We start from the raw sequence: 13,791 nt of genomic DNA, 5'->3' as shown, positions 1-13,791 counted from the left end.
AAATTCTACCGGATGTTGAACATTATCTATCGTATAGTCATTTTAAGTGCTATCTGCTTTCCGAGATATCTGACTGCGCAAGAACTGCCTCGCATTGCTAAACCGCATGTGGCGCATTATAGCAAAGCGGATTATCTGGCAGATAATCAAAACTGGGGGCTTTCGGTCGACAAGCAGGGCGTCATTTACGCAGCTAATAATGCGGGATTATTGCGTTACGACGGGCAAGAGTGGCACTTGCATCGATCCACAAAAGGAATGCCTATGCGCAGCGTGAACGCGACTCCTGATGGACGCATTTACACCGGTGGCAAAGGAGAATTTGGTTATTGGACCGACAAAGGATTCGGAAGGTTATCATATACGAGCTTAGCTTCGCTGGTACCAGCGGATGCTGGGTTGCAGAACGACGAGATCTGGCGCATCATTTCACACGGCAAGCAGATATTATTTCAGTCTTTTTCTAAAGCGTACGTTTTAGAAGATGATAAAATATCGATCATCAGCGCTGCTGGAGAACCATTTTTATTCTCCTTTGCAGTCGGTAAGCAGTTGTATTTTGAACAAATACCATCTGGTTTACACCGCTACGCACAAGGCAAGCTTATTCCCATTCGCGATAAAGATATACTACGCGGAAAGCGTATCCTAAGTATGTTGCCTTTTACGCAAAATCAAACGGTAATCGCTACCGAGCGAGACGGCCTCTATCTAATGGATCAGCAAGAGCGTATTCGTCCTTGGCGCACCAATGCGCAAGCCTTATTTGAGCAGCATCAAATCAACAATGGGTTGCAGGTAGGCGAAGATTTGTATGCATTCGGAACGATTAAAAATGGATTGATTATCATCAACTCCCAAGGCGAAATCGTACAACAAATCAATAAAAACTCTGGACTTCAGAATAATACGATCTTGAGTTTAACACTGGATCGGCAATCAAACCTTTGGATCGGACTAGATAATGGGATTGACCGTCTGGATCTTCATAGACCATTTTATTACTATACCGATCAGACAGGCATGCTTGGTACGGTATACTCGTCGGCTATTTTTCAAGGCGAACTATATCTTGGTACCAACCAAGGTCTTTTCAAAAGTGCATGGGATGGTGTCTTTTCAGAGAAGCCACTGCAATTTCAATTTGTGCAGAATTCGAATGGACAAGTTTGGTATCTGCGTGAGATTAATGGTGTGCTGTATTGTGGTCATAATGCGGGCATTTTTGCAGTAGACGGTAATCGACTTAATCGATTGTCGGATTACACGGGCAGTTTAGTGTTGAATTCCATTCCCGATAGCGATCTGATCTTAGAGGGAAATTACACCGGACTTTCTTTGTTTTACCGTTCCAGCAAGCCTTTGCAACACCTGCAGCAATACCCATTGATTAAGCAACCGATCAAATATATCATGCGAGAAAGCAAAACAGGATATTGGGTTGGTAATGAAGACAATTTGCAGTTTGTACAATTTGCAGACGATTTTTCGAGCATAAAAGCACACAACTCCACAACTAAAGGAATCCCGCCCAATACCCAGATTTATGGGATCTACGATATGGGGCGCCAGCATGTATTCGCAACCGATACCGGTCTTTTTCGCTTTGATCATGTGCTGAATGAGTTTACGCGTTACGATGAATTAAACAAAATATTAGGACCTTTCGCGACTACCAATCGTATTCAAGCGGATCATAAGAATAGTTTTTGGTTTTTCAAGGATTCGCATTTAGCCAAGCTCAGTTTCCAAAATGATGGCGCAGCACAGATCGATTCTACCACTTGGCGGCCCTTATCCGGAAGAATGATGAGTGGTTACGAAAATCTACTACGCATTGGTGAGAACATGGATCTTATCGGCCTCAATGATGGTTTTGCCTTGTACATGCGCGATCTGAAAAATGACGAGATCCGTATTGGCGCGCCGCTACTAACTGGATTTTGGAATAGCACGTCCGAATTAATTCCACTAGACACCGATCAATCTATTTCGTACAGTCAAAACAATATACGCATTTCATACAGCGTGCCTTGGTATGATGCTAGTCCAGCAAAATACCAACACCGCTTAATCGGATTTAGCAAAACATTCTCCGAATGGGGCGTAGATGCGTACAAAGACTTCACCAATCTTCCGCATGGGAAATATGTATTTGAAGTACGAAGTATGGATGCTATGGGAAACATATCTGACATCAATTCCTTCACCTTCGAGATTGCTAGACCTTGGTATTGGAGCTGGTTCGCTATCTTTTGCTACGCCGTGCTTCTTGTCGTCGCAACGATATTGATCCGTAAATGGTACAAGAAAAAGCTTCATCGCGCAAAAAGGGAACTACAGCTGAAACTGCAAAAAGAAAAGCAACATGCTCTTGAACGAGAAAATGAGTTGAATGCGCAGCAAATGATGCAGCTTAAAAACCAACAGCTGGAGCAAGAATTAGTGAATAAAAAGCGTGAATTATCCAATATGGCCACCAATGTGGTGTACAAAAATGAATTGCTAAAAACCTTACACGAGGAAGTGGCAAACATTAAAGATGCCGAAGGCAAATCCCTCGGTTCCGATCAACTCAAGAAAGTAAATAAGCTCATTGACGAAGCTAAAAATGATGAACGTGAATGGCAGCTCTTCGAATCCAGTTTTAATGAATCGCACGACAACTTTTTCAAGAAGTTGAAGGCTGATTACCCTGATTTAGTACCTAACGATTTGAAGCTTTGTGCTTACCTGCGGCTCAATATGTCCAGCAAGGAAATTGCTTCACTTCTCAACATCAGTCTGCGCGGTGTAGAGATTCGCAGATACCGATTGCGCAAGAAGCTTCAGCTCGAAACACAAAAGAATTTGACCGAATTCCTACTAGAAATATAGGTACAGCACTACAACATTACTACACATTAAATCTTTAAATAAACTACAAACAGCTATTTTTTGTAGACAGTTTTGGTTTTGGAACAAACATTAAGATCTTAGTATATAGATATTTAGATTTATAAACTAATATCCAAAGGAACTATCTCACTGGCGTAGTAATGATGTGCTAGTGCAAAATTCCCCGACCAAACCTTATATACTGATATTTGTTATGTCCTCGGCTACATATGATGATTGGGACATAAATATCGAAGCCATTATAAATTAAATCACTTATTCTAATTACACACTATCTATGAGGAAGTCACTCTTACTCTCCTTGCTGTTTTTATACAGCAGCCTTCTAGTGTATGGCCAAACCACCATACGGGGAACAGTAAAAGACAGCCAATCGCAAATGAGTATCCCCGGTGCTACCATTCGCATTTCTGGAAAATCTACCATTTCGCAAACAGACGATGCGGGTCGTTTTACGATCGACGCTACCACCGGCGATGCACTATCATTTTCTTTTTTAGGTTACGAAACGAAAACTGTCACGGTCACTGCAGGCGACACCGTCTTAAATGTATTGCTAGAAGATGGCAATCAGACTTTGGAAGAAATTGTTGTGGTTGGTTACGGTACACAACGCCAACGTAACCTCACCACCGCAGTCGCGACTGTACGTGCTGATGACATTGTAAAAACACCAGCAGCACAGCCGATGCAGGCGTTGCAAGGCCGCGTACCGGGATTGCAGATCGTAAGTAATGGTGCACCCGGCGCTTCGCCAACTGTTCGCTTACGTGGTGTTACCTCTGCCGAAGGTGCTTCAGCACCATTGTATGTGGTAGACAATATGTTTTTTGATAATATCGACTTCTTAAATCCGAACGATATTGCGACCATCAATGTGTTGAAAGATGCATCTGCTGCTGCTATTTACGGGGTACGCGCTGCCAATGGCGTTATTATCATCGAAACGAAATCAGGTGCTTACAATCAAGAAGCTGAAATCGTGTACGATGGGTATTGGGGTATTCAAAATCCTCAAAACGTCTTAAAAATGGCCAATACTGAGCAATTTGTTCGCTATATTAACGAAACGGGAAGCGCTGCCGATATCGCATTTATCGAGAACGCGATCAACCGCTTTGGTGCAGATCCAAATAATCCAGCACTGCCTAATGTCAATACCAATTGGTATAACGAAGTGATGTCGCCAGCGCCGATCCAAAACCACAACTTATCCTTTAGTGGTGGTAGCGAGAAAACACGCTACGCTATAGGCGGAAGTTACTTCAATCAAGAAGGTTTATTAAACGATCAGCGTAATGATTTTACCCGCCTGAATTTCAGAACAAAGGTGGATAGTCGTGTGCGTGACTGGCTAACGGTTGGTGGTAACTTTAATGTAAGTACTGCCCGTCAATACGAAGGTGAGAATACCGCTTGGTTCCGCTCCTATTTTGCAGTGCCAACTTTACCTGTATTTGATCCACAAAATACAGCAGCTACTCCTCTAGGGTTATCTAACGCACAATCGTTGGGCTATAGAGGCGTACAAAATCCCTTTTTCCCATTAAATTTTGTGGATACTAGAAATCATATCGCCAAAGTATTGGGTAACTTCAATCTAGAAGCCACGATCATCGAAAACAAACTGAAATTCCGTACTCAATACAATTACAGTCTGGCATTTAACAATACGCGTCGCGTAGATCAGGGATATAACGATGGCGTGACTCAGGTACCATCAGCCATTCGTAGAAATAATACAAGCAGCTATGATCAGGTATGGGACAACTTCTTGACCTACGATGATCAGTTTGGCAAACATAATTTAAACGCCGTTTTAGGGCATTCGTATCGCAGCGAATACAGCGAATTGCTTTTCGCTAGAGGTACCGCGATCAATCCAGCGCCAACACGCGCTGCAGAACAATTTTGGTACCTTACCAATGCAACAGATTTTGATTTGAATGACATTGGTGATGCCAATGAAACTACATTAAATGCGAATTTGAAATTCCTTTCCTTCTTCGGTCGGGTAGCCTACAACTACGATGGCAAATACTTGCTTTATGGTACATTGAGAAGTGACGGTAATAATAAGTTTCAAAAGAAATGGGGTCACTTTGCGACGATTGGTGCAGGCTGGGTAGTATCTCAAGAAGAGTTCTTCAACGTACCGGGAATCGATTTCTTAAAACTTCGCGGTGGTTGGGGTCAGCTAGGTAATGATGGTATCAATCCTGCTGCAGGCCGCCCAAGATATCAAGAAAACACGGGTGCGATTGGAGATGGTCGTGTTGTGGGTCGCTTCCTGAATCCGCTATTTGACTTGATCAGCAGCTGGGAAACCACAGTAGAAACCAACGTAGGTATCGACGCACAGTTTCTTAATAATCGTTTGTCTTTGAATGCAGACTACTTTATCAGAGACACGCGCAACCTTGCGGTAAACATTATTCCACCAGTACTTCGAGGATCGGAGCGTCGTAGTGTAGGCGCTTTCCGTAATACCGGTTTTGAAATGAACCTCAACTGGCAGGACAATATCAACGAAGATTTCTCGTACAGCATTGGTGGTAATATTGCCACGTTGAAAAATGAGGTACGTAGTCTCGGTGATGCGCCATTTTTGGATGCTGGACAGGCAGAGTTTCGTCAGCGCTCCATCATAGGCCAGCCTTATCAAGCTTTCTTTGGCTATGATGTAACAGGTGTATTCCAAAATGAGCAGCAAATTCAAAACAGTGGTTATACACAAGAATTTATTCAAGCCAATGGTCTTCGTCCAGGTGATTTAATTTTCCGTGATGTCAACGGTGATGGCGTGATCGATGATCTAGATCGTACGGTGCTCGGATCTTACTTGCCAACATTTACTTGGGGAGGAAACATAGGTCTTAGTTATAAAAGATTGGATTTCTCTGCGCTATTTCAAGGGCAGTCTGGCTTCAGTATCCTAAATCGTAAACGTGGGGAGATGATTTTCACTAACGACACCAACATTGATGCTGATCTAGCCGAAAATATGTGGAGAGGCGAAGGCACATCCAACCAGTATCCTTCGGCATCTGGCTTACGTCGTGCTTGGAACCAAAACATGAGCAGCTATTTTATGGAAAGTGGCTCGTACTTCCGTTTGCAGAATGTTCGTCTGTCGTACACTTTCTTTGGCAGTGAGAGCAAATGGCCAGAAACACGTTTAACATTTACGGCAGAACGCCCATTGACCATTTTCAAATACAACGGGTTCAACCCAGAAGTGGCAGATGGTATTGACCGCGAGGTGTACCCAATTCCAGCTGTATACACTTTTGGCGTGATGATTAAATTGTAAGTAGCACAAAAACAATGATTCAAATGAAAAAAATATATACTATACCGCGTGCCTTTCTAGCGCTATTCGTGCTAGGGTTTACTAGCTCCTGCTCTTTAGATGCACCACTGGAGAATGAGATTATCGCGGATGAAATAGATTATTCCCAAAGTGCTGACATGGTATTGCTCGCACGTGGCGCATACAATGACTTGTATAGCATGGAATGGGAAACGGTGCCTTTAATCGGCGTTCGCGGAGATGATATCAATGCAGGTGGTCTTGGTGATCAACCCTTATTTGCCAATGCAGACAACTACCGTTATGATCGTAATTTCTGGATGCTCAACTCTACTTGGTTAAATCTATACACTGACCTAATTAATTGGCAGGGCGCTATAGAAGAAATTCAGAAATACCAGGAGGCTGGAGCTTCCGAGCAAACGGCACAGCAGTACATTGCCGAAATTAAGGTAATGCAGGGATTTGAAATGCTGCAATTAGCGCGTTTGTGGGGAACAATCCTAATCCCAACAAGTTCGGTGCCGGCAGATATGTTTAATGTCGAGCCTACGGATTTTGCCGGTGTGATGGCACATATTTCCACATTGATGGATGAAGCTGTACCCGCATTACCCGATATGCGACCTAACCAACGCACAGACATCCGCGGTGGTGTTACTCGCCACACGGCTTTAGCCGTGAAGGCAATGGCCAACTTGGAAGCCAAGAATTATCCAGCCGTTGCTGAAGCGACGAGTGAAATTATTAGTAGCGGTTTGTATAGTTTGTCGGAAGATTACTACCAATTATTTAAGATACCAGGAAAGCTGAATAACGAAAACCTATTGGAATACCAATATTCAGACTTAGGAACTGGAACAGGTACATCGTACCGATTTCCTTGGGATTTTTATGGCCCAAGTAGCTGGTCGCCAGCTCGTGCTGGGGCCAGTCAAGGTTGGGGTTTCTACGAACCAAGTCAGAAATATATCAAATTCATGTTGGATCGTGGTGAAACTGATCGCTTAGAGACTACCGTATTATTTACACCACGTGGAATCGAAGCCTTGCAAAGTGATCCGGCTCATGCGGAACTGCCTGAATTTGTAAGTAATACAACGCGTGAAGGTGATGTATTTAACAACCATCCTCGCTATTTATTCTTAAGTGGCAAGCATTATTTGCCATCCACGCAATTGACGCAGGATCGTACAAATTATGGAGAGAACAAAAACATGATTGTCATTCGCTACGCGGAAGTTCTATTAATGCATGCCGAGGCGTTGGTTAGCGGTGCTTCTAGTAGTGTCCTAAGTGCGGACGAAGCGGTTAATCTAGTGCGTGGTCGTGCGAAACTGGACGCTATCTCCGGTGTAACGTTGGATAATGTGTTAGCAGAAAAATTTGCCGAATTCGGTTCAGAATGGGGTATCCGTTTCTATGATCTGATCCGACATGATCGCACAACGGAGCTAAACTACGAAGGAAGAACGTATCCTTCTTCGGGTCGTTTTTATCCTTATCCACTGCCACAGCAAGACATTTTACCACAATTGGTCGGTCTAGAACAACGATAGTGACTATACATAAAAGAGCGAATTACTAGAAATCTATGAAGAAACTGACAACAGCTACCCTCTCCTTATTCGCGGCAACTTTATTTTTTTCTTGCCAGAATAATACCGGTAGTCAAGCCAACGACGATAAAACACAAACAGAGCACAGTAGCAAAGATGATTCTTTGCTCACCGAGATTCAGCGCAATACCTTCCAATATTTCTGGGAGGGCGCTGAACCTACTTCAGGCATGGCGCGTGAGCGTATACATTTGGATGGCATTTATCCGAAGAATGATCAAAATGTAGTGACCATCGGTGGCAGTGGTTTCGGCCTCATGGCCATCATTACCGGAATCGAAAGAGGATTCATTACTCGGGAAGAAGGCGTAAAAAGATTAGCGCATGTGATGAATTACCTGTCGGAAATTGAACGCTTCAAAGGAGCTTGGGCACATTGGTACCATGGTGACACCAAGAAAGTGCAGGCATTTAGCGAAAAAGATAATGGCGGCGACATTGTTGAAACAGCCTTCCTCGCGCAATCTTTAATTACGATTCGCGAATACTTAAAAAACGGAACCGATGAAGAGCAAGCGGTAGCCAGCAGCGCCGATGAATTGTGGAAAGGCGTAAACTGGAACCATTACACGAATGGACAAAATGTAATTTTCTGGCATTGGAGTCCAACGGTAGACTTCGGCATGAATCATCCCGTTCGCGGCTACGACGAAGGTTTGATCACCTACATTTTGGCAGCCTCTTCTCCCACACACGCGATTGATACAGCGGTATATCATAAAGGCTGGGCACGCTCGGGCGAGATTCGTTCCTCGGCAGAAAAACTAAATATTCCTTTGAGCATTAAGCACAATGCCCGTCCGGGTGAGATCGGTCCACTTTTTTGGGCACACTACTCCTATTTAGGATTAGATCCAAAAGGTCTGCAAGATCGCTACGCTAATTATTGGGATGTGACAAGCAACCACGCCAAAATCAATATTGCCTATGCGCAAGAAAATCCAAAAGGCTACAAAGGCTATGGTGCGGATAAAGGTTGGGGCTTGACAGCCAGCTATTCGCTAAAAGGATATGATGCCCACCATCCGGATAACGATCATGGTGTGATCAGTCCAACAGCAGCGCTTTCGTCCATGCCATACACACCAGAAGAAAGTATTTCATTCGCTCATTATCTTACGGACTCTTTAGGCACTAAAGTATGGGGCAAATATGGTTTTTATGATGCGTATTCGGAAACCGAAGATTGGTTTCCGCAGCATTATCTGGCGATCGATCAGGGTCCCATCGTCGTGATGATCGAGAATTACCGTTCTGGATTATTGTGGAACCTATTTATGGAAGCGCCAGAGATCAAAGCCGGATTGAAAAAGCTAGGATTCAGTTCACCTAGAATCCGCTAAGCAAAAACGATTAACATGAACAAAAGTAAAATTGGATTAATAATCTGTGCGCTAACGCTTCCTTTTCTGGCGCAAGCACAGCAAAATGATACCAAGATGAACCGATTCTTAGACGATTTGATGTCTAAGATGACTTTACAAGAAAAGATCGGCCAACTCAACTTGGTGACTGCTGGTGAAGCAGTGACAGGCTCAGTCGTATCCACCGGAGTGGAACAAAAGATTGCCGAAGGAAAAATAGGCGGTATTTTCAGCCTGAGCACACCAGAAAAAACGCGTCGTGCACAGGAAATTGCGATGAAGCAATCACGCCTAAAGATTCCGATTATTTTCGGAATGGATGTGATCCACGGTTATCGCACCGCCTTCCCTATTCCGTTAGGTTTGGCGGCTTCTTGGGACTTGGATCTGATTCAGCAAACGGCGCGTATTGCTGCCAAAGAAGCGACGGCCGATGGAATCCATTGGGCATTCTCGCCTATGGTAGATATTAGTCGCGACGCGCGTTGGGGCCGTATTTCCGAAGGGAGTGGTGAAGATCCTTATTTGGGAAGTCTGATTGCGGCAGCGATGGTTCGTGGACTACAATCGGATGATCTGCGCGCGAAAGATGCCATGTTGGCCTGTGTGAAACATTTTGCGTTGTACGGCGCGGCAGAAAGCGGACGCGATTATAATACCACCGATATGAGTTTGCATCGAATGTACAACGAATATTTCCCGCCGTACAAAGCAGCGATAGACGCGGGTGTAGGATCTATCATGGTATCTTTCAACGACATCAATGGTGTACCTGCCAGCGCTAATAAATGGTTATTGACTGATGTATTACGCCAAAATTGGGGTTTCAAAGGTTTAGTAGTATCCGATTATACCGGAGTTAACGAATTGGTAGAACACGGATTAGGAGATCTACAAGAAGTATCTAAGCTTTCACTGAATGCAGGAATGGATATGGATATGGTAGGCGAAGGATTCTTGACTACCTTGGAAAAATCCGTGCAAGAAGGCAACGTAAAACAAGAACGTATTGATGCAGCATGTCGCGCCGTATTAGAAGCGAAATACAGACTAGGTTTATTTGACGATCCGTACAAAAATACCGATCCGAAACGAGCGAAAACGGATATCTATACCCCAGCGCATTTGCAGAAAGCACGAGAAGCAGCCGGCAAATCATTTGTGTTGTTGAAAAATGAAAACCAGCTTTTGCCTCTGAAAAAACAGGGTAAAGTAGCGGTCATTGGCCCACTGGCCAATACCGGCAGCAACATGCCAGGAACTTGGAGCGTGAGTGCCGATCATGCAAATACACCTTCGTTGGTGGAAGGCATGCGTGCTGCATTGGGCAACAAAGTAGAAATCATCACGCACTTGGGTTCAAACTTAGTAGAAGATGCTGCCTATCAAGAGCGCGCAACGATGTTTGGGCGCACCATCCCACGCGATGAGCGTGATGAGGAAACCATCTTGGCCGAAGCGGTAGCAGCTACCAAAGATGTAGACGTAATCGTCGCAGCCTTGGGTGAAGCTTCTGAAATGTCTGGCGAAAGTTCTAGTCGGGTGGATATCGGCGTTCCTGAAATCCAACAGCGCTTATTACAAAAGCTATTGGCAACTGGAAAACCAGTCGTACTAGTTCTTTTTGCGGGCCGTCCGATGACCATTGTAGGTGAAAGTGAATCCGTACCAGCGATCATAAATGTATGGTTTGGTGGATCAGAAACTGGAAAAGCCGTTGCGGATGTGCTATTTGGCGATGTGAATCCGTCAGGTAAACTTCCAGCTAGTTTCCCAAAACATGTAGGTCAGCTTCCGCTGTATTACGCACAGAAAAATACAGGACGTCCACTAGCAAAAGGAAAGTGGTTTGAAAAGTTCCGTTCGAATTATATTGACGTAGATAACGAACCTTTGTATCCTTTTGGATTTGGTTTGAGCTATAGCCAATTTGATTACGGACAGCCACAACTTTCTACCGCTAATATGACTGCAGGCGGTACGATCGAGGTGCAGGTGGATGTAACTAATTCTGGTGATTGGGACGGAGAAGAAGTCGTACAATTGTACGTTCGTGATCTAGTCGGTTCAGTAACTCGTCCGGTCAAAGAATTGAAGAAATTTGAAAAGGTACTTATTAAAAAAGGAGAAACGAAGAAAATCTCGTTCACCCTGCAAGAGGAAGATCTTAAATTCTTTAATCAGGAATTGGAATGGGTCGCAGAACCCGGAGAATTTGAAGTATTCGTGGGCACCAACTCCCGTGATACACAAGTTGCCAAATTCACTTTAAACAAGTAAATCACACCAACTTAATAAAAACGAGCGCGGCCGATCATCTGATCGGCCGCGCTTATTTCGTATGAATGCTTCGGGTTAACCTAACAAAGTTGATCCGCCGGAAGCTGCAACAAAAATTGATTCTAGTTCTAAGCCAAAAGCTTCTTTGTACGCTGGTGCTACTTGCTTAGCAATACGCTCCGCGTGTCCTTTCTGCACAATGTTGATCGTACAACCACCAAAACCACCACCCATCATCCTCGCTCCTACAGCTTCGGGTTGGTTTTTCATATATTCCACTAAAAAATCGAGCTCGGCACAGCTCACCTCATAATCTTTACTAATCGCATCATGCGCTACGAACATTTGGCGGCCTAGCTCCTCGATATCGCCCGATTTCAATGCTTCGCAAGCTAGCTCTACTCGGATATTTTCCTCTACCACATATTTACATTTGGTAAATACTTCTTCGTCCTTCGGTTCTACCACCGCTTCCAACATGTCTACCGTCGCGTCGCGTAAGCTCAGCACTTCAGGATATGCTTCTTGCAACCAAGCTACTCCTTGCTCGCAGGAATTTCGACGATCATTGTACGCAGAAGAAGCTAAGGAGTGTTTCACATTGGTGTTGAACAGCACCAACTCATAATCTCCCAATAGCAACGGCACATGCTCATACTCGAGTGAGCGGCAATCTAATTTGATTACAAAATCTTCTTTACTCAGCACAGATGCAAATTGATCCATAATGCCGCATTTCACGCCAGCGAAAGTATGCTCGGCCATTTGACCAATTTTAGCAATCTCTTGTCGGCTCAAGCCGAAATGAAAAAGTTCGTTCAAAGCAAAACCAGTCGCACATTCAACAGCGGCAGAAGAGGATAAACCCGCACCCAATGGCACATCGCCATCCACATATAAGTTAAATCCCTTGACAGCTAAGTTCAGCTTATTTAATTGATCTACCACGCCTAAGATATAGTTTGGCCAGCCTTTATCGGACGGGCTAACTGTATCTACTGTAGATTCGTAATACTCTGAAAAGTCTTCGGCATACAGCACAATCTTGTCATCGTCGCGCGCCTCCACCGCTACATAAATAGCTTTATCGATTGCCGTAGGCAACACAAAACCTTCATTGTAATCGGTATGCTCTCCAATAAGATTAATGCGTCCCGGTGATTTGGCCATCAAATCCGGCTTATTGCCAAAAAGCGCTTGATACCTATCCGTTAATATATTCTCCTTACCCATCTTGACGTGTTTTGTAATGTATAGTAGATTGTTTCTTTAATAAATCTGCCGCAAATTCTGGTGTGATATCGCGCTGCGGATTGGCCATCATTTCATAGCCAACCATGAATTTCTTGACCGTAGCCGAACGTAGCAATGGTGGATAAAAATGCATATGCCAGTGCCAATGCGATTGATCACCATTATTGACTGATGCCTGATGCATACCGGCAGAATACGGAAAAGAGGTATTAAATATATTGTCGTAACGGATCGTCAGTTCTTGCAATGTCTTCGCCAAATCAGCTTTTTCTACTGTCGTAAATTCCGTGATGTCGATAACATGACGCTTGCTTACTATCATTGTTTCATAAGGCCATGCTGCCCAAAAAGGCACTAGCGCTACAAAGTGCGCATTATCAATAATGATACGCTCTTGTTTTTGCAATTCTAGGTCTACATACGCAGACAACAAGGATTTGCTATGCTTTGCGAAGTAATTTTTCTGCTGTGCGTCTTCTTTCTCTACTTCTACCGGCACATTGCCCTGCGCCCAAATCTGTCCATGCGGATGCGGATTGCTACAACCCATGATAGCGCCTTTATTTTCAAAAATCTGAATGTATTTGATCCAGTCATTTTTGGCAAGGTCTGTAAATTCTTGTTGCCACAAATCCACCACCGCTTCAATGGCTTTTTGATCCATTTCAGGAAGCGTCAGATCGTGACGAGGACTAAAAGCGATCACTTTACAAATACCGCGCTCGCTTTCGGCTTGCAACAGATCTGAATCATTATACTGCTCGTTTGGCGTGTCTTGAAGTAAAGCGGAAAAATCATTGACAAAAACAAAACTATCAGTGTAATCTGGGTTGATTGTACCATCAGCCCGTTTATTCCCCGGGCAAAGATAGCATTCAGGATCATATGCAGGCCGTTGCTCTAGCACCAGGTCTTCTACCTGTCCTTGCCAAGGGCGCTTACTTCGATGCGGAGACACTAACACCTTTTCGCCGGTCAGAATATTAAGACGCGTATGCGGATGGTCTGAAAAATTTAGCATAGATAAATGTGGTTAGTACTTTATAAAAGTAAAATATTGGTC

Annotated in this window: 7 protein-coding genes; 5 read left to right on the top strand and 2 right to left on the bottom strand. The window is 44.0% G+C overall.

The genetic code is table 11. The features are described from left to right. Positions 1 to 12: 12 nt before the first annotated feature. The 5 genes from DC487_RS09180 (at position 13) to bglX (ending at position 11,474) form a co-directional block, all read left to right on the top strand. Complete coding sequence (locus DC487_RS09180; RefSeq protein WP_116775682.1) at positions 13 to 2,877, top strand: ligand-binding sensor domain-containing protein; 2,865 nt, start codon at positions 13 to 15, stop codon at positions 2,875 to 2,877. A gap of 298 nt (positions 2,878 to 3,175) precedes the next feature. Then, the gene (locus DC487_RS09175) at positions 3,176 to 6,211 is read left to right on the top strand and encodes a SusC/RagA family TonB-linked outer membrane protein (RefSeq protein ID WP_116775681.1); all 3,036 of its coding nucleotides are present in this window, start codon (positions 3,176 to 3,178) and stop codon (positions 6,209 to 6,211) included. Between the two features lie 23 nt (positions 6,212 to 6,234). Continuing rightward, positions 6,235 to 7,770 (top strand): RagB/SusD family nutrient uptake outer membrane protein, encoded by a 1,536-nt coding sequence (locus DC487_RS09170; protein ID WP_116776042.1) that lies wholly within the window; start codon positions 6,235 to 6,237, stop codon positions 7,768 to 7,770. A 35-nt stretch (positions 7,771 to 7,805) separates the two neighbouring features. Beyond that, the gene (locus DC487_RS09165) at positions 7,806 to 9,173 is read left to right on the top strand and encodes a glucoamylase family protein (protein WP_116775680.1); all 1,368 of its coding nucleotides are present in this window, start codon (positions 7,806 to 7,808) and stop codon (positions 9,171 to 9,173) included. Positions 9,174 to 9,188: 15 nt separating this feature from the next. Then, complete coding sequence (gene bglX / locus DC487_RS09160) at positions 9,189 to 11,474, top strand: beta-glucosidase BglX (protein ID WP_116775679.1); 2,286 nt, start codon at positions 9,189 to 9,191, stop codon at positions 11,472 to 11,474. 75 nt (positions 11,475 to 11,549) lie between these two features. Here the strand turns inward: bglX and galK are convergent, their stop codons facing one another. Together galK and DC487_RS09150 are read right to left on the bottom strand one after the other, a co-directional pair. Then, entirely contained in the window at positions 11,550 to 12,707 is a 1,158-nt protein-coding gene (gene galK / locus DC487_RS09155) for a galactokinase (protein ID WP_116775678.1), read from the bottom strand. Further along, entirely contained in the window at positions 12,700 to 13,749 is a 1,050-nt protein-coding gene (locus tag DC487_RS09150) for a UDP-glucose--hexose-1-phosphate uridylyltransferase (protein ID WP_116775677.1), read from the bottom strand. The genes galK and DC487_RS09150 overlap by 8 nt, the downstream gene beginning before the upstream one ends. Between the last annotated feature and the right edge of the window lie 42 nt (positions 13,750 to 13,791).

It is taken from the genome of Sphingobacterium corticibacter (genome assembly GCF_003076635.1).
In the GTDB taxonomy this organism is placed as follows: Bacteria; Bacteroidota; Bacteroidia; order Sphingobacteriales; family Sphingobacteriaceae; genus Sphingobacterium; species Sphingobacterium corticibacter.
The sequence above is the reverse complement of the archived record's forward strand: the minus strand, read 5'-3'. Positions and strand labels throughout refer to the sequence as shown.